Annotated in this window: 17 protein-coding genes; 12 read left to right on the top strand and 5 right to left on the bottom strand. The window is 46.1% G+C overall.

Going from position 1 to position 23,802, the window contains the following annotated elements:
* Positions 1 to 101 precede the first annotated feature (101 nt).
* Together fadI and fadJ are read left to right on the top strand one after the other, a co-directional pair.
* Positions 102 to 1,409: an acetyl-CoA C-acyltransferase FadI gene (gene fadI / locus NB463_RS00535; RefSeq protein ID WP_005394284.1), complete on the top strand. Its 1,308-nt coding sequence runs from the start codon at positions 102 to 104 to the stop codon at positions 1,407 to 1,409.
* Complete coding sequence (gene fadJ / locus NB463_RS00530) at positions 1,409 to 3,520, top strand: fatty acid oxidation complex subunit alpha FadJ (RefSeq protein WP_005394283.1); 2,112 nt, start codon at positions 1,409 to 1,411, stop codon at positions 3,518 to 3,520. Before fadI ends, fadJ begins: the two co-directional genes overlap by 1 nt.
* 62 nt (positions 3,521 to 3,582) lie before the next feature.
* Here fadJ and NB463_RS00525 read toward each other — a convergent pair whose 3' ends face one another.
* The gene (locus NB463_RS00525; protein WP_005397900.1) at positions 3,583 to 3,837 is read right to left on the bottom strand and encodes a hypothetical protein; all 255 of its coding nucleotides are present in this window, start codon (positions 3,835 to 3,837) and stop codon (positions 3,583 to 3,585) included.
* A gap of 168 nt (positions 3,838 to 4,005) precedes the next feature.
* Positions 4,006 to 6,783: an insulinase family protein gene (locus NB463_RS00520; RefSeq protein WP_258431083.1), complete on the bottom strand. Its 2,778-nt coding sequence runs from the start codon at positions 6,781 to 6,783 to the stop codon at positions 4,006 to 4,008.
* 375 nt (positions 6,784 to 7,158) lie between these two features.
* On the opposite strand from NB463_RS00520, the gene sixA reads away from it, so the two are divergent.
* A complete protein-coding gene (gene sixA / locus NB463_RS00515; RefSeq protein ID WP_005397904.1) occupies positions 7,159 to 7,623 on the top strand; it encodes a phosphohistidine phosphatase SixA in 465 nt (154 codons plus the stop codon).
* A 97-nt stretch (positions 7,624 to 7,720) separates the two neighbouring features.
* Here the strand turns inward: sixA and smrB are convergent, their stop codons facing one another.
* A complete protein-coding gene (smrB, locus tag NB463_RS00510; protein ID WP_012841540.1) occupies positions 7,721 to 8,251 on the bottom strand; it encodes an endonuclease SmrB in 531 nt (176 codons plus the stop codon).
* A gap of 63 nt (positions 8,252 to 8,314) precedes the next feature.
* Here smrB and prmB point away from each other — a divergent pair, with 63 nt between their 5' ends.
* Entirely contained in the window at positions 8,315 to 9,247 is a 933-nt protein-coding gene (prmB, locus tag NB463_RS00505) for a 50S ribosomal protein L3 N(5)-glutamine methyltransferase (protein WP_005397909.1), read from the top strand.
* A 179-nt stretch (positions 9,248 to 9,426) separates the two neighbouring features.
* The gene (gene aroC / locus NB463_RS00500) at positions 9,427 to 10,512 is read left to right on the top strand and encodes a chorismate synthase (RefSeq protein WP_005397911.1); all 1,086 of its coding nucleotides are present in this window, start codon (positions 9,427 to 9,429) and stop codon (positions 10,510 to 10,512) included.
* A gap of 223 nt (positions 10,513 to 10,735) precedes the next feature.
* Here aroC and NB463_RS00495 read toward each other — a convergent pair whose 3' ends face one another.
* Positions 10,736 to 11,359 (bottom strand): trimeric intracellular cation channel family protein, encoded by a 624-nt coding sequence (locus NB463_RS00495; RefSeq protein ID WP_074191661.1) that lies wholly within the window; start codon positions 11,357 to 11,359, stop codon positions 10,736 to 10,738.
* Positions 11,360 to 11,692: 333 nt separating this feature from the next.
* On the opposite strand from NB463_RS00495, the gene NB463_RS00490 reads away from it, so the two are divergent.
* From NB463_RS00490 to NB463_RS00480, 3 genes are all read left to right on the top strand, one after another.
* Positions 11,693 to 12,223 carry an elongation factor P hydroxylase gene (locus NB463_RS00490; protein WP_258431082.1) on the top strand — a complete coding sequence of 177 codons (531 nt, stop codon included), beginning with the start codon at positions 11,693 to 11,695 and terminating at the stop codon, positions 12,221 to 12,223.
* A gap of 25 nt (positions 12,224 to 12,248) precedes the next feature.
* Positions 12,249 to 12,512, top strand: coding sequence for a YfcL family protein (locus tag NB463_RS00485; RefSeq protein WP_005397926.1), 264 nt, complete (start codon positions 12,249 to 12,251; stop codon positions 12,510 to 12,512).
* A 145-nt stretch (positions 12,513 to 12,657) separates the two neighbouring features.
* Positions 12,658 to 13,182: an NADPH-dependent FMN reductase gene (locus NB463_RS00480; protein WP_053808780.1), complete on the top strand. Its 525-nt coding sequence runs from the start codon at positions 12,658 to 12,660 to the stop codon at positions 13,180 to 13,182.
* Positions 13,183 to 13,258: 76 nt separating this feature from the next.
* Here NB463_RS00480 and mnmC read toward each other — a convergent pair whose 3' ends face one another.
* Positions 13,259 to 15,277: a bifunctional tRNA (5-methylaminomethyl-2-thiouridine)(34)-methyltransferase MnmD/FAD-dependent 5-carboxymethylaminomethyl-2-thiouridine(34) oxidoreductase MnmC gene (gene mnmC, locus NB463_RS00475; RefSeq protein ID WP_145473600.1), complete on the bottom strand. Its 2,019-nt coding sequence runs from the start codon at positions 15,275 to 15,277 to the stop codon at positions 13,259 to 13,261.
* A gap of 128 nt (positions 15,278 to 15,405) precedes the next feature.
* Between mnmC and fabB the strand changes: the two genes are divergently transcribed.
* The 4 genes from fabB (at position 15,406) to NB463_RS00455 (ending at position 23,679) form a co-directional block, all read left to right on the top strand.
* Entirely contained in the window at positions 15,406 to 16,617 is a 1,212-nt protein-coding gene (gene fabB, locus NB463_RS00470; RefSeq protein ID WP_145532776.1) for a beta-ketoacyl-ACP synthase I, read from the top strand.
* A gap of 341 nt (positions 16,618 to 16,958) precedes the next feature.
* Positions 16,959 to 18,092 (top strand): 4-phosphoerythronate dehydrogenase, encoded by a 1,134-nt coding sequence (locus NB463_RS00465; RefSeq protein ID WP_145532778.1) that lies wholly within the window; start codon positions 16,959 to 16,961, stop codon positions 18,090 to 18,092.
* Complete coding sequence (locus NB463_RS00460) at positions 18,089 to 19,102, top strand: aspartate-semialdehyde dehydrogenase (RefSeq protein WP_005397941.1); 1,014 nt, start codon at positions 18,089 to 18,091, stop codon at positions 19,100 to 19,102. The genes NB463_RS00465 and NB463_RS00460 overlap by 4 nt, the downstream gene beginning before the upstream one ends.
* 197 nt (positions 19,103 to 19,299) lie before the next feature.
* Positions 19,300 to 23,679, top strand: a complete 4,380-nt coding sequence (locus tag NB463_RS00455) for a FimV/HubP family polar landmark protein (RefSeq protein WP_258431081.1) — start codon at positions 19,300 to 19,302, stop codon at positions 23,677 to 23,679.
* Positions 23,680 to 23,802 lie beyond the last annotated feature (123 nt).

Below are 23,802 nucleotides of genomic sequence, written 5' to 3'. Positions count from 1 at the left end.
ATTGATCTACTTGCTTCACGTTTATTTAAACGCATGTTTGATAAATTTAACAAATTCATTACAATGCATCAGGTCAGACCTCTTGTATTTAAGGAGAAACAATGGGCAAGCAGGAAGTAAAAACACGCAATGGTGAGCGTGTCGCTATTGTCGCGGGGCTTCGAACTCCCTTTGCTCGTCAAAGCACGGAATTTAGCCAAGTGCCAGCGGTCGATTTAGGGAAAATGGTAGTAAGCGAAATGCTTGCTCGAACAGATATTGATCCGAAGTTAATCGAACAAGTGGTATTTGGACAAGTAGTACAAATGCCTGAAGCGCCAAACATCGCACGAGAAATCGTGTTAGGCACCGGTATGAACATTCATACTGATGCTTACAGTGTGACTCGTGCGTGTGCAACGAGTTTTCAAGCGGCGGTCAATGTCGCAGAAAGCATCATGGCGGGAACCATCGATATCGGTATTGCTGGTGGTGCAGACTCTTCTTCCGTCCTGCCTATTGGCGTATCTAAGAAACTGGCCGCTAATCTGCTTGCTCTAAGTAAGACAAAAACAATGGGTCAGAAGCTTAGCATCCTCAAAAACTTGAGCTTTAAAGACCTTATGCCAGTGCCTCCTGCAGTAGCCGAGTACTCGACGGGCTTGTCGATGGGACAAACTGCGGAGCAAATGGCAAAGACGCATGGTATTTCTCGTGCAGAGCAGGATGCGCTAGCACATCGCTCTCATACGCTGGCTTCCCAAGCTTGGAAAGAAGGTAAGATCCAAGGTGAAGTGATGACGGCTTTTCCCGAACCATACAAAAAATGGATTTCGGAAGACAACAATGTCCGTCACGACTCAACCGTAGAAGGGTACGCGAAACTTCGACCTGCCTTTGATCGCCAGTATGGCAGTGTTACGGCAGCTAACAGTACGCCACTGACTGATGGTGGTGCGGCAGTGATGTTGATGCGCGAAGGTAAAGCGAAAGAGCTTGGCATGGAGATTCTTGGCTACATACGTGGCTACGCATTTTCAGCGATCGGTGTGGAAAAGGACATGCTGATGGGACCGACGTATGCCACAGCGAAAGTGTTAGAAAATACAGGCTTGGAACTGTCTGATCTGACGTTGATCGACATGCACGAAGCGTTTGCTGCGCAAGCATTGGCGAATGTGAAGATGTTTGCTTCAGATAAGTTTGCTCAAGAAAATCTAGGTCGTTCGAAAGCGATCGGTGAAATCGACATGGATAAGTTTAACGTGCTTGGTGGCTCAATCGCTTACGGTCACCCATTTGCTGCGACTGGTGCGCGTATGATGACGCAAACTCTACGTGAACTGAAACGCCGTGGCGGTGGTATTGCATTGAATACCGCATGTGCTGCTGGTGGTCTTGGTGCGGCAATGATTCTGGAGGTTGAGTAATGAGCGAGCAAAAAGCATTTAGTCTAAAGGTTGATGAGCAAAATATTGCTTGGTTAGCGATTGATGTTCCTAATGAAAAAATGAATACGCTGCAGGCGGCTTTTGCTGATGAAATGAAAGAAATCTTTGCTCAGCTAAAAGACGCCAGTGGCATCAAAGGGATGATCATTCATTCCCTAAAGCCGGACAACTTTGTCGCGGGGGCCGATGTTCGCATGCTAGAAGCGTGCACGACCGCAAGTGAAGCAGAAGCATTAGCGAGGCAAGGTCAAGAGCTATTCCAGCAGCTTTCGGACTTACCATATCCTGTGGTTGCCGCTATTCACGGTCCATGTTTAGGCGGTGGCTTAGAGCTTGCTCTTGCATGTGATTATCGTGTTTGTACGGATTCAGATAAAACGCGTTTAGGCCTGCCAGAAGTACAGCTTGGATTGCTGCCAGGTTCCGGCGGTACGCAGCGTCTGCCACGTTTGATTGGCCTGTTACCGTCGTTGGACTTGATCCTGACGGGTAAACAACTTCGTGCGAAGAAAGCTAAAAAACTGGGCGTTGTGGACGCCTGTGTGCCTGACACCATTTTGCTCGACGTAGCAAAACAGTTTATCGACAAAGGTAAAAACAAGGGTACGAAAAAGCTATCCACGAAAGAAAAAGTGATGTCGGGTAGCGGGTTAGGGCGCAAGTTTGTGTTTGAACAGGCAGCGAAGAAAACCAATCAGAAAACCCGTGGTAACTATCCAGCAACGGTCGCGATTTTAGACGTTATTCAGCATGGTTTAGAGAAAGGTTTCGCCCAAGGACAAGAGCTTGAAGCGAAACGCTTCGGTGAGCTTGTGATGAGCTCTGAATCAAAAGCGCTCCGTTCTATCTTCTTTGCGACAACGGAAATGAAGAAAGAAAATGGTACGGATGCGAAACCCGCGCCAGTTCATAAAGTTGGCGTGCTTGGCGGTGGCTTGATGGGCGCAGGAATCAGCCATGTGTCTGTTGCAAAAGCGAAGGTGCCTGTCCGCATCAAAGACGTCAGCAACGATGGCGTTCTAAACGCACTCAACTACAACTACAAGTTATTCGAGAAACAGCGTAAACGTCGCATTCTATCAAAAGCCGATTTGCAAGCGAAAATGTTGCAACTGTCTGGCGGTGTCGACTTTACCAGCTTTAATCATATTGATGTCGTAATTGAAGCCGTTTTTGAAGACTTAGATCTTAAACAAAAAATGGTGGCGGATATTGAAGCGAATGCCAAGCCGGAAACCATCTTTGCGACCAATACTTCTTCGTTACCAATCCACAAAATTGCAGAAAAAGCGGAGCGTCCAGAAAACGTAGTGGGTTTGCATTACTTCAGCCCGGTAGAAAAAATGCCGTTGGTGGAAGTGATTCCGCATGAAACGACATCAGATGAAACCATTTCAACAGTCGTTGCACTTGCTAAAAAGCAAGGTAAAACCCCGATCGTAGTGAAAGACAAAGCGGGCTTTTACGTGAACCGCATTCTTGCGCCATACATGAACGAAGCGGCGCATATTCTGCTGGCTAACGAACCGATCGAAAAGATTGATACGGCGTTGCTTGATTTTGGTTTCCCTGTCGGCCCGATTACCTTACTGGATGAAGTCGGTGTCGACATTGGCGCGAAAATTATGCCGATTCTAGTCAACGAGTTAGGTGAGCGATTCAAAGGCCCTGACGTGTTCGATATCTTATTGAATGACGGTCGCAAAGGACGTAAGAGCGGGAAAGGTTTCTACACTTACAAAGGTAAGAAGAAAGAAGTCGATAAATCCATCTACAAGCTGCTTAAGCTCGATCCTGAATCTAAGCTGAGCGATAACGATATTGCGTTGCGCTGTGTACTACCAATGCTGAATGAAGCGGTACGTTGTTTGGATGACGGCATCATTCGCTCGCCACGTGATGGTGATATTGGTGCAATATTTGGCATTGGTTTCCCTCCATTCTTGGGCGGTCCATTCCGTTATATGGATCAGTTTGGCATTAAAGAACTGGTTGAGAAAATGAATGAGTTTGCATCGAAGTATGGCGATCGTTACGCACCGTGTGATGGTTTGCTTACTCGAGCTGGAGAAGGAACCACATTCTATTAAACGTTGCTTCGGTAAAGAAAAAGGCTTGCCAGTGGCAAGCCTTTTTCATAAATAAGAAATAGTTACTTCTTCTTGTCTTTCTTATCTTTATTGTGGCCTTTACCTGGGTTGTCGTCCCCGTGAACGCTGCTGTTGCCTTTGTTGTCTTTATCTTTCCACTGTTTTGAAGAGCAATCATCTGATTTGATAGAAACATTGTCTCCGCTTAGGCGGACACAGTCGTTACTTAGCTCAAAGCCATCACCTTTCACCGAGATTTCAGCGTGTGCAGATGCCAGTGGCAGTAAAATAGCCGCAAGTAGTAGTGCTTTTTTCATGATTACCTCATTAATTTATTTTTAGTGTGGTAATTAGAGCATAAGCCGCAATGGCGTAATTTCAATTTTCTGCCAATTATGGTGTCGATTCTATTTATGAGACCCACAATCTCATTGGTTTGTAGGTATATAGTTATTAATCGATAATTTTATTACTGCGCAATTAGATCATCCTAAGCCGCAATCTTTTGGCCTAAGTTGGAACTCTTCAATCGATCCAATTTCTTGCCCTAAGTGGATGCGCGGAGCGTCCGAATGCGATTGCCCTTGAGAGTGCATGACCAATCGGTTTGCCGTGCGAGGTTTCAACTCATTAACGACAAAGCGAATCATGTCTGCTCGGGTCAATTTCTTCAGTTCAGCAAGTACCTTGTCACGTTGGTTAAACTCGGTGTCTTTGTTTCCTATTGCAACCCAAAGACGCTGAGCACGACCTCGCAGTGTGGTGTCCGGCGTCGCTATTTGATTCCACAAGCCGCGCTTACTGCTATGCCACTGGTAATCGTTCAGTTCTAACAGCACCATATAAAAGGCATTTAAGAACTCATCGATTGAGGTAACCAGCTCGGCAGGCGCTGCATTGGGTGACTGCACATAAAGCACAATACCCGGATGACGGTTAAGTGGCATATTGCCAGTGCCCACCATGTAACCTAATTGCTGTTTTGTGCGGATCTCGTGGAAAAATGTTGCCGACATGAGATGGTTCGCCAATGAGTATAGAGCAATGCTACGAGGCTCAATATCCTCACACTGGTGGTAAATAACGACCGCCGAATCTTGCTGGTTACAATGTACTTCACGTTGAAAACTGCCGTTTTTTCCCAGCATGATGAGTGGGCGGAGCGCCTCTTCATAACGCTGCTCTTTTACTCTTAGGGCATCTTTTAAGGTCGTCGCCATGTCATGCGCTTGTTGACGCTGCCAATCTCCGTAAACAAACATTTCAACGTGCAGTTCTGCAAGAATTGATTCTACGAATACCGAGAGTTCATCGACTTCGATTTCTTCTAGCGCTTCGACTAAGGTTGCGAAAGGCGGGTTATTGGGTTGAAGTAGCCCTGTAAGTGCGTTAAACAGCTGCGAAATAGGACGATCTTGTGAAGCATTTCTCCAGTTACGTAACAGTTGCTGCTTGATGGTTTCAAAGCGTGCAGGGCTGAAATCTCGAGAAGCAAAACGGTGCAGGATCATTTCCAACAATTGAGGCAGTTTTTGGCTGAACCCTGAGAGGGTTAAGGTAACCCCGCCTTGGTGAGCATACATGTTGTAACCCATCCCTGCGATTTCCGCTTGATAGGTTTCTTTTGCTAGCGAATCGAGGAACATCTCGACACATAGGCGAGTTTTGACAATGTTCTTCGGTGATGCAACAGCATGAGAGCTGTCGATAGCGACATATACAACGCCTTTTGGCACGCGAAATTCATCATCTTGTAAATGCCAAAGTCGGAAGCCTTCGAGATCTTCAATTAACTCTGGTAGTGAACCACCATTTTCGAACGGCATGGGATCGAGATCGTAGCAAATATAAGGGTTCTTTTCTGGTAAGACGAACTGCCAGCTTGGATCGATTTGTTGATAGAAGCGGCGTTGCTCATCACTAAAAGGCGTGACGGAATACGGAGTAAAGTACCATTCGGCAGTACGGTTGTATTCCAGTCCTTTTGCAATCAGGGTTACGCGAACATTATCGATGGTTAAGTATTGCAGCAACGAACGCTGCAGTTGTTCATCATAGCCCGCCATTTTGTAGTCGCCATAAATGGTATCGTCTGGCTGATAATGCTGCATATTGATAACAAGATGGCTAACCAAATCCATTGGTCGAGATGGCTCCTGGAAACGAAACGCCGACTCAAGCACCGCTTGTTTTTCGAGATAGCGCCATTCATCTAGCCCGTCTTGTTTGATCATCGAGAGGTATTGAAAAACCGCTTGGATGATGTCGTCAACGTGGTTGAGACCCTGTGGGGTGAGTGTGCAGCTAACCGTAAAATCTCGATAGTTGCTACCACTAGCGCCGCCGCCCGCAGAAAGCGACGTAATCCAGCCCTCATTTTTTAGCTGGAGCATTAAGCTGCCTTCGCCTTCATAGCCGAGTAAATGCGCGAAGTAAGAGAGTGGTTTAACGCCGTAGTGCTTATCCATTCCCGGCATTGGGAAGGTGAGAATGAGTTTTCGAAATTCTTTGATGGGTTCAACTTGAACTAAAATCCCGGTACTTTCTTTGGTGCTAATGGGGACATCAATCGATTTTCCACGAAGGTGGTGGTTTGGGATATTGGCAAACATGGCTTCTACCCACGCTTGCTGTTCATCGAGCGACTGCGGCCCAAAGAGCGTCAACGTCATGAGATCGGCAGAGTATTGAGAGTGGTGAAACTCGACAATTTCGTCGCGGATGGATTTACCATCTCGGTCACCTAATGTATCTAGGTTGCCGACTGAGAACTTAGAGAAAGGGTGATCTGGATTGATGACTTCTTTATTGACTTGATACAGGCGGCGAGAATCGTCATTAAGTTTGAGTTTGTATTCGGAGTCGACAGCCTGGCGTTCTTTGTCTAAAGCTTCTTCGTTAAACAATGGTGCGGTAAAGAATTGGCTAAATCGATCTAAGGCATTTTCAAAGGCATTCGGAGTAACATCAAAAAAGAAACAAGTGTGCTCAGTACCCGTCCAAGCGTTATTTGTTCCTCCATGCTGGCTAATATAGCTTTGAAACTCGCCCACTTTAGGGTATTTTTCCGTACCCAAAAAAAGCATATGTTCTAAATAGTGTGCCAGACCTTGGCGATCGTTTGGGTCGTCGAAGTGTCCAACGTTCACTGCTAGAGCAGCTGCTGACTGTTGAGCTGTCTCGGAATGAATCAGCAGTACACGCAGATCATTGCTCAAGGTAATGTAGCGGTATTGATTTGAATCGTTAGGACTTAGATGCACGATGCGTCTCCAGATTTCGCATTACAGTAATTATGAACCCCTAGCTAGGGGGCGCAAAGTTTGCGTTTCGACAAATACTGCTTGCCGTATTTTTGTTATTCGTAGACTTCTGCACAGGCCCATCGCGTTTGCGTATGGGGAAGAACTGTTTGAATGAATGCTCTGAACTCAAAGCACAGTTAAATACTGTGATGAACTGAGTACATTCTTTTTAATAGATTGTTAAGAAAGTCGCTATCTTTAGCAAGCGAATTGGTATAATGAACAGATAATTATATCAGTATTTTTGTTTCGTCATTATTAAAGTTAGCCCCGTCTATCTAATAAAGATAGCAGTCAACCTTTTGGTAGCGTTAGCTATCCCTAGGAAATAACATGAAAATATTCATCATGCGTCACGGCGAAGCCGAGCATTTTGCAGATTCAGACGCAGCACGACAATTGACCCCAAGAGGCAGAGTCGAATCAGAAGCGGTTGCGAGAGCCTGTAAAGAACAAGGTTTTGCGCAATTCGATAAAGTGTTGGTGAGTCCGTATATTAGAGCTCAACAAACTTGGCAAGAGATCAGCGAGTATTTTGCTGCAAAAAGCATCGAAACTTGTGAAGATATTACACCTTACGGTCAATCTGAGCATGTATTTGATTTTGCAAGTGCATTGATTGAAGTGGAAAAACTAGACTCGCTTCTGCTTGTCTCTCATTTGCCTTTGGTTGGTTATCTCACTTCAGAGTTTGTAAAAGACATGGCACCACCGATGTTTCCTACATCAGGTCTAGTGTGTATTGAATACGATCTACAAACGCAAAACGGTGAAGTGCTGTGGCATATTACGCCATAAGCGTCGAAACCAAATAAGCATTTAAACATTAGATATAGAATGAAGAAAGGCAGGAAATTTCCTGCCTTTTTGTTTAATTGCTTCTACAGTGAGCTAGTTACTTTTCTGGAATAGAGAGCAAAACTAACAACGCACCATCACCGCCGAATTCTAGTGGCGCTTGGTGGAAAGCCATTACGTCTGGGTGTTGTGCTAACCAAAGTGGCGCTTTCTGTTTCAGGATGTGTTTACCAATGCCATGTTGCACACACGCACAGTGAATCTCGTTTTTGACGCAGTAGGCGATCATCGCACCAAGTTCGCGTTTAGCTTCTTGTTGTGTCATGCCGTGCATATCGAGGAATACGTCCGGTACATACACGCCGCGACGTAGACGTTTAACTTCATAAGTGGAGACGTCGTCACGTGCATAACGAGTTGGGCCTTCTTCATTTAAGAGAGGGACAAACTCGTCGGAGAAGTAAAACTCAGAATCACTCGCTTCCCGGTTGGAGCGCTTGATTTCTTTTTGCTTAGTATTTTTTTTTGGTTGCTGGATTATGGTATCCTGTCGCAACTTTTTTACGCCCTGTACTGCTTCCTGAAACAAGGCGAAATCGTCATCGTGTTCGGTGTCTTTTTTGCTCATTAGGTAAACAATTTCATTAATAAACTTTTATTGGCAGTATTGTAGCGCTTTTCGGAGGCAATTTTGGATAAGATTTTTGTAGAAGAAGCGGTATCGGAGCTGCATACCCTTCAAGATATGATTCGTTGGACGGTAAGCCGCTTTAACGCAGCGAACCTGTTTTACGGTCATGGTACTGATAATGCGTGGGATGAAGCGGTTCAGCTTATCCTGCCAACCTTATACTTGCCGATTGATGTGCCTCCGCACGTATTAAACTCTCGCCTAACGACCAGCGAGCGTCTGCGTATTGTTGAGCGTGTAGTAAAACGTATCAATGAACGTACACCAACTGCATACCTAACCAACAAAGCTTGGTTCTGCGGTCTTGAATTCTTCGTTGATGAGCGCGTACTTGTGCCACGTTCTCCAATCGGTGAGTTGATTCAAGCAGAATTCCAACCTTGGTTGGTGGAAGAGCCAGCGCGCATCATGGACCTATGCACAGGCAGCGGCTGTATCGCAATTGCATGTGCTCACGCGTTCCCTGAAGCTGAAGTGGATGCGATTGATATCTCAACGGACGCACTACAAGTCGCGGAGCAAAACGTACAAGATCACGGCATGGAGCAGCAAGTATTCCCAATTCGCTCTGACTTGTTCCGCGACCTACCAAAAGAGAAGTACAACCTGATCGTGTCTAACCCACCATATGTGGATGAAGAAGACATGAACAGCCTGCCAGACGAGTTCACACACGAACCTGAGCTTGGTTTAGCAGCCGGTACGGATGGCCTAAAACTTGTGCGTCGTATTCTTGCAAACGCACCAGACTACCTAACAGATAACGGCATTCTTATCTGTGAAGTTGGCAACTCAATGATTCATATGATGGAACAGTACCCACAGATTCCGTTCACTTGGATTGAGTTTGAGAACGGCGGTCACGGCGTATTCATGCTAACGCGTGACCAGCTGGTTGAGTGTGCCGAAGAGTTCAAACTGTACAAAGACTAATAGGGTCTTGCACTAAACGTCAAAACACCGAGCTTTATGCTCGGTGTTTTTTTATGCATAACTCGCCGATATTAACTCTTTACATCAAAACGTAATAAAGCCACTATGAATCCACGAAGAATTGGAAAGCAGTTGCGCTCTGGTTTGAGAGGGCGTAGCGATAAAAACTTGAGGAAGTAATGGCAGGAAACAGTATCGGACAACATTTCCGAGTGACGACATTCGGGGAAAGTCACGGTATCGCACTGGGATGTATCGTAGACGGATGTCCTCCGGGGTTAGAAATTACAGAAGCAGATCTGCAAATCGATCTCGACCGCCGTCGTCCAGGCACATCACGTTACACCACACAACGTCGTGAACCGGATGAAGTTAAAATTCTTTCTGGTGTTTTTGAAGGCAAAACCACAGGTACATCGATCGGTTTGCTAATTGAAAACACCGATCAGCGCTCAAAAGATTACTCGGACATCAAAGATAAATTCCGTCCGGGTCATGCTGATTATACTTACCACCAAAAGTATGGCATCCGTGACTATCGGGGTGGCGGCCGTTCGTCTGCTCGTGAAACCGCAATGCGTGTGGCGGCGGGGGCAATCGCGAAGAAATACTTGAAAGATGAGTTTGGTGTTGAGATTCGCGCGTACTTGTCACAAATGGGTGATGTTTCTATCGACAAGGTAGATTGGAACGAAATCGAAAACAACGCGTTTTTTTGCCCAGATGTGGACAAGGTAGAAGCGTTTGACCAACTTATCCGTGACCTGAAAAAAGAAGGCGACTCAATTGGCGCGAAAATTCAGGTTGTGGCAACTAACGTGCCTGTTGGTCTTGGTGAACCTGTATTTGACCGTCTGGATGCAGACATCGCGCACGCGCTAATGAGCATTAATGCGGTGAAAGGCGTTGAGATCGGTGATGGCTTTGATGTGGTAAACCAAAAAGGCAGTCAACACCGTGATACGCTTGCTCCTGAAGGTTTTGGCAGTAATCACGCGGGCGGTATTCTTGGTGGTATCTCAACTGGTCAAGACATTGTGGCTAACATTGCGCTTAAGCCAACATCAAGCATCACAGTTCCGGGTGAGACCATCACAAAAGAAGGTGAGCCAACTCAGTTGATCACCAAAGGCCGTCATGATCCTTGTGTGGGTATTCGTGCCGTACCAATTGCTGAAGCGATGCTAGCGATTGTGGTGATGGATCATTTGCTGCGTCATCGTGGTCAAAACCATGGCGTAACAACTGAAACACCGAAGATTTAAGAGCTTTGTGTCATTCCAGCGAGCTATAGCGAGACTAGGAATCTAATTTCAGCGCGATGAAAAGAGAAAGAAACATCTCTGACAACAGAGTGCTCGGATAATAGATCCTGAATCATGCTCCTTCGTCGCTGTTCAGGATGACTGAATATAAAATTATGCCACTCACTTAATCGCGGGTGGCACAATTTTATCAGGCAACCTTTTTTGTTTAAGTAGTTTTTGCTTAATGGAGTGAGCCTTCGGTTTCCAAATTGAAAGAAGGGAGACGCCACTTAAAACGTACCGCGGCCATACGCAGCATATAACCGGTGATCAGTGTAATGATAGTGGCTGTTACATCGGGAACATTAAATTCTAATAGCGCTAAGTACATTCCTGATGCGATAAGAGCGACAGAAGCGTAAAGTTCTTCATGCAGCACCAACGGTGTTTGGCGACAGATTAAGTCGCGGAGTAGCCCACCGAATACACCCGTTACTAGCGCTGAAACCATACAGATCCCAGGGTGTAAGCCCATGCCCATCGCAATCTTAGTTCCGATGATGCTGAACACGATCAAACCTAACGCATCAAGGCGGATGAATAGACCTTTTAGCTTAATCACCCATTTCGCTAAGCCTGTGGTAAGTACACCCGCAACACACGTGATTGCCAGGAACTCTGGGTTTTTTACCCAACCAAGAGGGTAGTGTCCCAGTAAAATGTCACGTACGGTGCCACCACCAATGGCCGTTGCACTGGCCACCAACATAACACCAAACCAGTCCATTTTTCTTCTACCAGCGCTCAACGCACCTGTCATGGCTTCAGCCGTGATACCAATGATATACAACACACTTAGCAACATAGGGAGACACTCAACGTAAAAAGTCACTACGTTCTACGTGAATCATCGTAGGCGCAGCAACAACACTTACAAAAGGTTTTATCATTCTTAAAAAGTGATTAAAACCAGCAACATGCCTGTAATCAAACCGCTTAAAAAACAGCAGTTTGAGCAGCATCAAAATAAGGCGAGAGTGTAGTAGCAAATGAGTACGCTGACGAATGAGAAATTATATGGAGAAAGCGATGTTCAGATAAATTCAACTAATAACCAAAACTGTGGGAGCACCTTTACCTTATAGATAAAAACAGCGACAATACGCAGCGCATGTCAAACTGAAGTACAAACTCGACGATGACCCACGAATACCAAGACCTTATCACCATTTTCAATGACACCTTTTTAGACCAATTTAATACGAAATTGGAGTTAGGTGGTGATGAGCCTATTTATCTTCCTGCTGATGATGAGCATCCTCATCATCGGATTATTTTTGCTCGGGTTTTTTATGCCTCCGCATTACACGAAATCTCGCATTGGTGTGTGGCAGGGCCAGAGCGTCGTTTGCTGGAAGATTTTGGCTATTGGTATGAACCCGATGGGCGCACGGAAGAAGTTCAAGCGGAGTTTGAGAAAGTTGAAGTGCGTCCGCAAGCTTATGAATGGATTCTGGCACAAAGTGCTGGCTTCCCTTTTACGGTGAGTTGTGACAATCTACACGGCGATTTTGAACCAGATAGGCTCGGCTTTATGCAGAAAGTGCATAAAGAAGTGTTGGGTATTTTGGAAGCTGGCTTGCCTTTGCGAGTGAGAATGCTTTCGGATGCTCTGCGTGCGTTTTACCAAACCAAGCCGCTGGAAGCGTCAGACTTTTGCGTTAAATAACCTCAAATAACCTCAGAGATACACCATGATTATTGAATTTGAAGAAAAACTACTGGAACTGATTGATGCTCGAATTGAAACAGCATCTGACGATGAATTGTTTGCTGGTGGTTATCTACGTGGTCACATCTCTTTGTCTGCGGCATCTTGTGAAGAAGAAGGCATTAGCGATATTACTGAACTGAAGTCACGCATTGAGAGCAGTTTGGAAGACGCTCGTACCGAATTAAGCCCAGCTGATCGCGCGATCGTCAGTGACTTGTGGCAAGAACTGCAGGCTCAGGCTTAATCTCCGAACGTCGTTCTCCATTTATCAGTCCAAGTCATTTACTACTTCGAAAAATTCGAACCTCTCCATAAAATTTTTGTGGTTGTAGCGAAACTGTTCAACTTTTATTCTGGTTAGCATAAAACGTGAACAAAGGATTACAACCATGAAAATTGTCGCATTTGGTGCTTCTACCAGCTCTACCTCAATCAATAAACTACTTGCTACTTACGCAGCAAACCAAGTCGAAGACGCTCAAGTGAACGTTTTAGACTTAAACAATTATCAAGTACCGATGTTTAGCGAAGACAAAGAGAAAGAAATTGGTCAAGCTGAAGGTGCTGTCGCATTTTTACGTGATTTGGCTGAGGCTGACGCTATTGTTGTTTCCTTCGCAGAGCATAACGGTTCATACCCAGCAGCGTATAAAAACCTATTTGATTGGGCGACGCGCATTGAGCGCAACGTATTCCAAAACAAGCCAGTCGTTTACTTAGCAACTTCTCCTGGTCCGGGTGGCGCACAGAGCGTTCTTGCAGCGGCAACAGGTTCCGCGCAATTTTTCGGAGCAGATGTGAAAGCATCGCTATCTGTGCCGAGCTTCTACGAGAACTTTGACGTGGAGTCTGGTGAGGCGGTAAATCCGGAAGTAGCAGAGCAAGTGAAACAAGCAATTGCACAGCTGAAGTAATTTCAACACGAGTGACTTAATGAGTTAGCGATTCCCGACACATACCTGCGTCGGGAATGTAAATGAGAGAATACTCTTACAGCTCGGTAATGGCTTTGCCTTTTCTTAGTTTACGAACCCACATTCGACTTGGATGAAGTTCGGTCAATACATCAACAGGTAATGGCAGCGGGTCTCCACAGATTTGCGAGGCCAACACTTCAGCTAACAATGGTGCAGAGCTCAGCCCACGAGATCCTAAACCTAAGAAGCAGAATAGGTTAGCGAACTGATGAACGGTTTCTACCTCTTCTGCTTTTTGATTTTGTAAGTTGGCGTATTGCGTTTTTATCGTCTCAAAGTCACCCACATTTCCGACAAATGGTAAGTGATCTCGGCTCACGCAGCGAATACCTTGGCGAGATCGATTGCCACTGATATCTACCTCTTTTGGCCATTCTTGGTTCGGTACGCACTTAACTAATTTTTCTGCGTTATCCTTCTGAGCGTTTTCATCAAATTCGTAGTCTAGGTGACAGCGATCGTAGCTTGCGCCTATGCACAGGTGCTGATTGTTTGGGTTAACAGGCGTCATGTAGCCGTCGTAACACAATACCGTTTTCAATTGACTCAGCGTTTCGGTTGCCGGAGCATGACTGACTTGCCCTTTCACCTGTCCCATCGGCAGGGAAGCGGTTTGGCTCAATGTTTGGAACTCATGGCCATTCGCAACCACAACGGTTGAGTGCTCAAATGTTTGACCACTCGCCGTTAGTAGCCAGAGCTGACGCTTTTCATCCCAATTTAATGCTTCAACGTGATGTTCAAACTTCGTTGAGAGTAACGATGTCTGTTCTAATTGTCTGGTTAACCCACGCGTTAGCTCGGCAGGGCACAACCATCCTCCCATAGGGTAGTGCACAGACGCCATATCAATAGGTAACCCGATAGTGTTCGCAGTTTCCTCGGCGGACAGCTTTTGAATGAGCTCTGGAGTGAAGTTACCCGCAAGCATTTTCTCCAGTTTGTCTGTGGATTTGTCATCCCACATCAACTGAGTTACGCCACACCAGTCATGATCAAAATCGATCTCTTGTGCTGCTTGTTCAACAAACTGACGTGCGAACAAAAATGCAGGAGCAAACACACGCGAAACGCCAGTATGGGGACCGTTCAACAATGGATACACGGCCCCTTGACGATTACCCGACGCTCCTTCGGCTGGTTGAGTGTCTTTGCAGTAAAGCGTGACGTTTTGGCCACGACGAACTAACGTTTTCGCTAACGCCGCGCTGGCTATACCACCACCAATGATGGCAATCGAATTAAGATTGCTAGATGCTGTGCGATTGAACCACGGGAGATGGTTCGACTGCTTTTCACGTTGCTCCATAGAGCCGGCGATCATTTCTCGCTTCGTGCCGAAACCTTTCACCTTCTTCATTGTAAAGCCTGCTTCGTTCAAACCGCGACGTACAAAGCCTGCTGCGGTAAACGTGGCAACTGTACAATCTTGCTTGGCTAGCTTTGCCATGTTGTTGAACAGGCCTTGGTTCCACATCTCTGGATTTTTACTTGGCGCGAATCCATCTAAGAACCAAGCATCAATCAAACCTTGTTCGTTGTATGGGACTTGCGGCATGCAGTCTTTAATGTCACCAAACCAAAGGTCGAGTGTGATTGCGCCGTCTTCTAAAACAATGCGATGACACTCCGGCACAGCGGCAGGGTAGTGCTTTTGTAACTTTTCCGCGTACTCAGCTAGCTCAGGCCAAGCTTCATGCGCCTTCTTTAAATCGGCTTTGCTTAATGGGTATTTTTCAAAGCTAATAAAATGCAGCTCTTTCAATGTTGCGTCCGGATGCTGACGACGAAACTCACTAAACCACTGGCATACTGCTAAGAAGTTTAATCCCGTGCCAAATCCTGTTTCACCAATGACAAAACGTCTTTGGTCAAATTCCTGCCATCTTTCTGGGAGATGATTTTGTTTTAAGAAAACGTAGCGTGTCTCTTCAAGACCGTTTACGTTAGAGAAGTAAACATCATCAAATTGGTCTGAAACCGGAGTACCAGCTTCGTTCCAACCAAGTTCTGCGTTTTTTATTGAAGTCATAATGGTGCAAATTTGTGATTTGGCGCGGTAAGAATGGGGCGATTGTACGAATTTATGGGAAAGCTGACCACTTTTGTTGACTATCTTAGTTATCATCTAGCGGATTTTTGAATTATAGGAATGTCATAATGAAACGAGTCGTAATCACCGGTATGGGTATTGTTTCAAGTATCGGTAACAACGTCGAAGAAGTTCTAGCGTCTCTTAAAGCGGGCAAATCTGGCATCACTGCATCTGAGCAGTTCAAAGAACACGGTCTTCGTTCGCAAGTATGGGGTGACCTAAAAATCAACCCGACGGAACACATCGACCGTAAGCAGATGCGCTTTATGGGTGATGCGGCTGCTTATGCATACCTATCAATGGAGCAGGCAATCGCAGACGCTGGTCTTACAGAGGATCAGGTTTCAAACGATCGTACCGGTATCGTTGCGGGTTCTGGCGGTGCTTCTGCATATAACCAAACGGTAGCGACAGACACGATGCGCGCAAAAGGCGTAAAACGAGTTGGTCCTTACATGGTTCCTCGTACTATGTCTTCTACGGTTTCCGCTTGTCTTGCTACGCCATTTAAGATTCGTGGTGTGAACTACTCAATGAGCTCTGCATGTGCTACTTCTGCACACTGTATCGGTCACGCGATGGAGCTTATTCAACTTGGTAAACAAGACATTGTTTTTGCTGGTGGCGGTGAAGAGCTTGATTGGTCTCAAACCATGATGTTTGACGCCATGGGTGCGCTGTCAACGAAATACAACGACACTCCAGACAAAGCATCTCGTACGTATGATGCGGACCGTGATGGTTTCGTTATCTCTGGCGGTGGCGGCATGCTGGTTATCGAAGAACTTGAGCACGCTCTAGCACGTGGCGCGAAAATCTACGGTGAGATCGTAGGTTACGGTGCGACTTCAGATGGCTACGACATGGTAGCACCATCAGGTGAAGGCGCGATCCGTTGTATGAAGATGGCGATGCAAGACGTTGACGGTGTGGATTACATCAACACGCACGGCACGTCGACACCAGTTGGTGACGTGAAAGAGCTTGGTGCGATCCAACAATTGTTTGGTGAGAACAGCCCAGCAATCTCTGCAACAAAAGCAATGACTGGTCACGCACTAGGCGCCGCTGGTGTGCACGAAGCGATTTACTCAACACTTATGCTAGACAAAAACTTCATTGCTCCAAGCATCAATATTGAAAACTTGGACGAAGCAGCTCAAGGTCTGGACATCGTGACAGAAGCACGTGATGCAGAGTTAACAACCGTAATGTCAAACAGCTTTGGCTTTGGCGGCACAAACGCAACTTTGGTTATTAAAAAGTACCAAGGTTAACTGAATTTGTTGGCGCGCCACGTGAGTGAGTACAGCGTCAACAATCCAGTTTCCAGAGCTTGATCAGTCACACTGATCGAACAGACGCAGACTCTATCCCATGGAGAGCGGGATAGGATCCTTTTGTTCTGGAACTTTGCCCGGCTATTTAGCCGGGCTTTTTCTTTTCTCAATTTCTGCTTTTTATGTTGCTTCCCGTTAAACGATTTCTTTGGAGCCAATCTCCTTGAGGTTTATTAGGGTTATTTCTTGAGATTTTTCGGGAAAAGGGCACAATCGTTTTAGTTTCGCATCTTGCGAATAAACGAACTCATACAAATGGATGTTAAAACGCTGGCGCTATGAAAATTATTGTTGATGAAAATATGCCGTACGCTGAAGAGCTATTCAGCCAACTCGGTGAAGTGATTCTAAAACTAGGTCGTACACTGACGGCTGATGATTTAGTGGATGTTGATGCCCTAATGATTCGCTCGGTAACCAAAGTGAATGCCGACCTGATCAGCAAAGCAAACAAGCTGAAGTTTGTTGGTACGGCAACAGCAGGTATGGATCATGTTGACCAAGCACTTTTAAAAGAGAAAGGCATTTTCTTCACTGCGGCGCCAGGGTGTAACAAAGTGGGGGTGGCGGAATACGCGTTCAGCGTAATGATGGTGCTCGCTCAGCAACAAGGCTTCTCGGTATTTGACAAGACGGTAGGTATTATTGGTGCAGGCCAAGTAGGTAGCTACCTAGAGAAATGTTTGAAAGGCATGGGAATTAAAGTTCTCATCAATGACCCATTCAAACAAGAGGCTGGTGATCCTCGTAGCTTTACTCCGTTGACAGAACTGATTGAAAGCTCAGACATCATTACACTACATACGCCAATCACCAGAGATGGTCCATATCCAACTCATCACTTAATTGATGAAACGGTTTTAAACTCGCTTCGTGGTGATCAGATTTTGATTAACGCCGCGCGAGGTCCAATCGTTGATAACGAGGCATTGAAGCAACGTCTTTTGAAAAACGACGGTTTTACCGCAGCGCTTGACGTATTTGAATTTGAACCAGAGGTTGATATGGAGCTTCTGCCTCTGCTAGCATTCGCAACCCCTCACGTTGCAGGCTATGGCTTGGAAGGGAAAGCTCGCGGTACGACGATGATTTTCAACAGCTACTGTGAGTTCTTAAATAACGAATTACGTGCGCATGCCAGCGATTTACTGCCAACCGCGCCTGTTCCTACTATGGTATTGGACAGAGCTTGGGATGAAGCAACACTGCATAACATCACGCAGTTAATCTATGATGTGCGTAGAGATGACGCTCTTTTCCGTCGTGAGATCAGTAAGCCAGGCGCTTTTGACCTGATGCGTAAAAACTACTGGGATCGCCGTGAATACAGCGCTGTCACGCTAGTGGGTAACAAAACATGTAACCTTGCTCCATTAGCAGAACTAGGTTTTCAGATTGAGGTAAGTCAATGAGCCAGCAATATAATGTTGCCATTTTAGGTGCGACCGGTGCGGTCGGTGAAACAATTTTAGAAGTGCTTCAAGAACGTAAATTCCCAGTGGGTGACATTCACTTATTGGCAAGTGAGCGTAGCGAAGGCAAGACTTATCGCTTTAATGGCAAAACGGTTCGCGTACAGAACGTTGAAGAGTTTGATTGGTCTCAAGCTCATATTGCGTTGTTCTCTGCTGGTGGTGAGCTATCTGAAAAATGGGCGCCAATCGCGGCAGATGAAGGTGTTATCGTTATCGACAACACTTCACACTTCCGTTACGAGTACGACATTCCTCTTGTTGTGCCAGAAGTAAACCCAGAAGCGATTGCAGAGTTTCGTAACCGTAACATCATCGCGAACCCAAACTGTTCGACCATTCAAATGCTGGTGGCACTAAAACCAATTCACGATGCAGTGGGTATTGAGCGTATTAACGTATCTACATACCAATCCGTATCTGGTGCTGGTAAAGCGGGCATTGACGAACTAGCAGGTCAAACGGCTAAGCTTCTAAACGGTCTGCCAGCGGATAAGAAGCAATTCTCTCAACAGATTGCGTTTAACTGTATTCCGCAAATCGATCAGATGATGGAAAACGGCTACACCAAAGAAGAAATGAAAATGGTGTGGGAAACACAGAAGATCTTTAACGATCCATCAATCACAGTAAACCCAACGTGTGTGCGTGTGCCGGTATTCTATGGTCATGCTGAAGCGCTTCACATTGAGACTCGCTCTCCAATCGATGCACAAGAAGTAGTTAACTTGCTTGAGCAAACTGACGGTATCGAAGTCTTCCACGGTGATGACTTCCCGACACAAGTGCGTGATGCGGGCGGTAAAGATCATGTTATGGTTGGTCGTATCCGCAACGATATCAGCCACCACAGTGGGGTAAACTTGTGGGTTGTGGCGGATAACGTGCGTAAAGGCGCAGCAACTAACGCGGTACAAATCGCTGAAGTCCTGATCCGCGATTACTACTAAGTCACTTACAGTTCATTTCAAAGCCTCGCACTGTGCGAGGCTTTTTTGTACGAACGGAACAAAATAGTGTGAGATTAGTACGAATATGGCGAGAGCCACACATTTTTTATTCTCAACGCTATAGTTTTGCATGTGATATCCGATATATTTAACCGATCACCATTTCAAATTGTATTTAGCACAAAACTGAGCCTTCTATGCGTCAAAATTATAAGCGTTTGTTAGCAGCCCTTGTGTTGATGAGCGCGACTCAGACATCATCAGTGGTTCAAGCCGAAGGAATTCGTCTTGTTGGACCGTCTGGTGAAGTGCAATCATCTCCGAGCTATGCTGAAGATATTGAGCGAGCATTACCTGCTCCTCCTGCAAATACTCAGCCGTCACGTTTCTTTGGTCCGACTGGTGAAAATCAAACACTATGGTCGATCGCTTCAGAATTACGACCTTCACGCGGTGTTACCGTTCAACAAACGCTTCTTGCCATTTATCGAATTAACCCTCAAGCGTTTGAGAACCAAAACATTCATGAGTTGATCCCAGGGAGTCGACTGCGAGTACCGTCTCTAGAGCAAGTGCAAAGCGCGACTACAGAGCAAGCTGTTGCGATTATGAAGGCGCACGAGGCTAAGTTAAAACAGCCGAAGCCGACAAATAGAGCCACGCCAGCGCAACGCGTCGCCGAGCAACCAAAGCCACAAATAAAAGTAGAACCCAAGCCTGTTGCTCCTAAACCAGAAACCACTGTAGCTGCGGAACCAAAACCGGTTCAAAAAACAATACCAGTTATTCCTGCGCCACCTGTGAACACCTCTCCGCAGGGTGAAAAGCAGGTCAGTGCGTTAAAAGACAAACTTCAAGGCTCACAAAGTGAATTAGAGTCATTGGAAGAGAAGAACCATCGTCTTCGCTTAATGTTGTCAGAAGTGCAAAGCGAAGTTGAAACCTTGAAAAATGAGCTGAATGACGAAGAACGCATTCGCTCGGAAGTCGAGAAACTGCTTGCTGAAGAGCGCCAGCGCCTTGCTGAGCAACAACGCATGCAGCCAAGTACGATTGACAAGATTTTGTCTAATGGTTGGCTTGTCGGCTTAGCGGCGCTTATTCCAGGTGCATTGCTGGCACTGTTGGTTGTGATGTTGCTTGGTCGCCGTTCTAAAAACAAAGAGGAAGAGCCTGCTGAGCAATCGCCACAGGAAACCGATCCATTAGCTGCGCCAATTGGTTTAGCGGCGACGGACGAGCTGGATGAAGAACTCACACTTGATGATGAGTTGTTCGCAGATGAAGATATAGATACTCAGGCTACACAAGAAGAGAAGCCAGACTTAGAAGAAGACGTCTTTGCCAACCTTGACGATGAAGAACTTGATTTCAATCTAGAAGGGGACGATGACCCATTTGCGGGTATCGGTGATGACGGCGATCTGGATGTTGGTCTGGATGAGTTTGAGTCATCAAACAATGGTATCCAAGTTAACGGCGAAGAAAAAGCGCTTGGTTTAGAAGAGATGGAGCGAGCCTTAGATGAGGTTGCTCCAGAACTAGAAGTGCTCGATGACGATGAGGCTGGCTTCGATCTTTCAGATGATACGAACGAGAAAGCAGACTCGCTTTCAGACGACGCGTTTGCGGAACTACTTGCAGCAGATGAACCGTCAGAAGAGTTACCAAGTGACACTGTCGATCAGGATATGCTTGATGACTTGTTTGCGGAACTTGGCAATGACGACTTCGACCTAGATACCGATGAACCTGAACTAAAACAGCCCGTATCGGATGATGATTTCAGCGCAGGAGAGGCATCTGATGACGATATCGATAAGCTATTAGCTCAATACGAGCAGCCTGTTACTGAGTCGACAGAAGTTGAAGGTGACGCCAGCGAAGACGCCGTTCTAGATGAAAACAGTACGGACTTACTCGATGAACTGATCGATTTTGACGAAGATGAAACAGACGACGAGTTTGACCCACTGAATGAGCTAGAAGCACTCTCTGGTTTTGAAGGTGATGACTCGATTGAAGAGTTAGATGCAGATAGCACAGATTTACTGGATGAACTCATTGATGACGTCACATCCGAACTTGATGAAGAGACAGAAACTGAGACTGAGTTAGATCCGTTTGATGATCTGATTCGAGAGGACGAAAGCCCTGCACAGAATAAATCGGAAGAGGAAGAGTTACTCGCTTCACTTGGTTTTGGCGAACCAGACGGCGACGAAAAACCATCTTCAATAGCCGAGTCAGAGCCCGCTCATGAAGAGCCGGAAATTGAGTCTGGTTTGGACATCGACGCTTTATTAAGTGACAGTCAACCAGACCCACAACAAACCGCGCCAGAGCAACCATTAACCGAGCCAGAAACTGCTTCAGAGCCATTTAGCAGCGATGAGTTTCTGGGTGATTTAGAGGACCTCTCACCAGAGAACGATCCTTTAATGAGCGAGCTAGACGACTTGTTTGAGTCAGACAGTGAAGAGCTTCAGCCTACAGAGCAAGAAAACGCGGACTTTTCTGCTGAACTGGATGCGCTATTTGATACTGAAGATGATTTAGCGCAGCAACAAGTTGAAGAGACGCAAGCTGAGATAGAGGAATCTTCGCCACAACAAGAAGAGGATGCCAATTCTAAGTCAGCGCAAGATGCATCAGTAGAGCCTGATGCTAAAGTGCCGCCTCAAGTTGAGACAGTAGAAGACGCTCCAGCGTTCACTCCGACACCAAATACAATAGAAAATGAATTTGGTGTTCCACAAGAAGAGGATTGGCTACTGGATGAGCCTGAACTAGAAAGTGAAACTCAACCAGAACAAGAACAAAACTCGGGTAACAAAAGTGAGCCAGAAAGTTCAGAACTAGCATCAGAAACTGAGTCGGCAACCAATGCAGAAGAAGAGTTCGATTTTGATGAACTCGATCTACCAGAGTTCAGTGAAGAAGACGCGCTGGCGTCCATGGCGGACGAACCTGCGTTTGATGACCCAGAGTCTATCGAGCCTGAGCGCTCTGAAGCTGAGTCGGCGACTGAAGCAGAAGAAGAGTTCGATTTCGATGAACTCGAACTGCCAGAGTTCAGCGAAGAGGACGCATTGGCGTCTATGGCGGACGAACCTGCGTTTGATGACCCAGAATCTATCGAGCCTGAGCGCTCTGAAGCTGAGTCGGCGACTGAAGCAGAAGAAGAGTTCGATTTTGATGAACTCGAACTGCCAGAGTTTAGTGAAGAAGATGCACTCGCATCCATGGCGGACGAACCTGCGTTTGATGACCCAGAATCTATCGAGCCTGAGCGCTCTGAAGCTGAGTCGGCGACTGAAGCAGAAGAAGAGTTCGATTTTGATGAACTCGAACTGCCAGAGTTTAGTGAAGAGGACGCATTGGCGTCTATGGCGGGCGAACCTACGTTAGATGAACCAGAATTTATCGAGCCTGAGCGCTCTGAAGCTAATTCGGCCACTGAAGCAGAAGAAGAGTTCGATTTCGATGAACTCGAACTGCCAGAGTTTAGTGAAGAGGATGCATTGGCGTCCATGGCAGGCGAACCTACGTTAGATGAACCTGAATCTATCGAGCCTGAGCGCTCTGAAGCTGAGTCGGCGACTGAAGCAGAAGAAGAGTTCGATTTTGATGAACTCGATCTACCAGAGTTCAGTGAAGAAGACGCCTTGGCATCTATGGAAGAAGAGCCAGAATTACCGAGCTCTGAGACTGCAGATATAGAACCAATCTCCGGTGAGGATGAAGAGCTAAGTTTTGACGACCAAGATCTTCCTGAGTTCAATGAGGAAGATGTTCTCGCATCAATGAATGAGAGTGCGCCAGAGACTCCTAATGTTGAAGCTGAGACATCGAGACCAAGTCTTCAAGCCGATAACGATCATGATGCTTTGTTTGAAGTCTTTGCGCAGCAAAACGGTTTTGATACTGAACCAGAAGTGCAGCCAACGGCGACAGAGGGTGAGCCGCTAAGTGACTTAGATGATGAATCTTCAATGGCTAACCTTCTTGCTGAAGACGCAAGTTCAGAGGTATTTGAAGGTCAGTTAGACAGTGACACCATCGCAAGCGCAGGTATGGATTTTGAAACCATGCTTGATGTTGGAGATGATTGGGATGGCTTTAAACCAGCTGCCGATAGCGTAAGTTCTGCGGAAGATGTGCCTGAGGACCAGCGTGATGTTTGGAATTCGAGTGACGCACTAAGTCAGCCAGAGATCGCGCAAGAAAACTGGGCAGAGCAAAGTGACTTGGATGACTTCGACCCAAAGAAAAATCAATTTATGACGATTGATGAATTGATGGCTCAGGTCGATAAAGAAGGTGGTGAGTTCGAAGAGGAAGATCTGAAGCTTGATGTCGGATTGAACGAGTTTCCAGATGTTATCGGTGAGATCGGCGATGTTGACGTAGATAGCAACGCTGAAGCTGCTGGAAAACTGGACCTTGCTAAAATCTATCTCGAGATGAACGATTCTCAAGGGGCGATAAAATTACTAGAAGAGGCGATTGTTTACGGTGAAGATGATATTCGCCGCGAAGCAAAGAGCCTGATTGATGCCATTAATGGCCGATAAATTGAAAAGGGTAGCGTTAGCTACCCTTTTTGTGTCTCGCTAGTATGGTGCAACCTCTACGTCATCCTTGTTGAAACTGGCAACTTGAGGTGACTTGAGTATATACTTCCCGCCCCATTTTAG

The organism is Vibrio sp. RM-41-2B (genome assembly GCF_024744415.1).
Taxonomy (GTDB): domain Bacteria; phylum Pseudomonadota; class Gammaproteobacteria; order Enterobacterales; family Vibrionaceae; genus Vibrio; species Vibrio diabolicus.
This window is presented reverse-complemented; position numbering and strand designations above follow the sequence as displayed.

Bases quoted from the DNA above. Each gene is read 5' to 3' on its own strand.
- NB463_RS00460 (WP_005397941.1), top strand. From the start codon at position 18,089: ATGAGCCAGCAATATAATGTTGCCATTTTAGGTGCGACCGGTGCGGTC.
- NB463_RS00525 (WP_005397900.1), bottom strand. From the start codon at position 3,837: ATGAAAAAAGCACTACTACTTGCGGCTATTTTACTGCCACTGGCATCT.
- smrB (WP_012841540.1), bottom strand. From the start codon at position 8,251: ATGAGCAAAAAAGACACCGAACACGATGACGATTTCGCCTTGTTTCAG.
- NB463_RS00495 (WP_074191661.1), bottom strand. From the start codon at position 11,359: ATGTTGCTAAGTGTGTTGTATATCATTGGTATCACGGCTGAAGCCATG.
- fadJ (WP_005394283.1), top strand. From the start codon at position 1,409: ATGAGCGAGCAAAAAGCATTTAGTCTAAAGGTTGATGAGCAAAATATT.
- NB463_RS00480 (WP_053808780.1), top strand. From the start codon at position 12,658: ATGAAAATTGTCGCATTTGGTGCTTCTACCAGCTCTACCTCAATCAAT.
- NB463_RS00455 (WP_258431081.1), top strand. From the start codon at position 19,300: ATGCGTCAAAATTATAAGCGTTTGTTAGCAGCCCTTGTGTTGATGAGC.
- NB463_RS00490 (WP_258431082.1), top strand. From the start codon at position 11,693: ATGACCCACGAATACCAAGACCTTATCACCATTTTCAATGACACCTTT.
- NB463_RS00485 (WP_005397926.1), top strand. From the start codon at position 12,249: ATGATTATTGAATTTGAAGAAAAACTACTGGAACTGATTGATGCTCGA.
- mnmC (WP_145473600.1), bottom strand. From the start codon at position 15,277: ATGACTTCAATAAAAAACGCAGAACTTGGTTGGAACGAAGCTGGTACT.
- aroC (WP_005397911.1), top strand. From the start codon at position 9,427: ATGGCAGGAAACAGTATCGGACAACATTTCCGAGTGACGACATTCGGG.
- NB463_RS00465 (WP_145532778.1), top strand. From the start codon at position 16,959: ATGAAAATTATTGTTGATGAAAATATGCCGTACGCTGAAGAGCTATTC.
- sixA (WP_005397904.1), top strand. From the start codon at position 7,159: ATGAAAATATTCATCATGCGTCACGGCGAAGCCGAGCATTTTGCAGAT.
- fabB (WP_145532776.1), top strand. From the start codon at position 15,406: ATGAAACGAGTCGTAATCACCGGTATGGGTATTGTTTCAAGTATCGGT.
- fadI (WP_005394284.1), top strand. From the start codon at position 102: ATGGGCAAGCAGGAAGTAAAAACACGCAATGGTGAGCGTGTCGCTATT.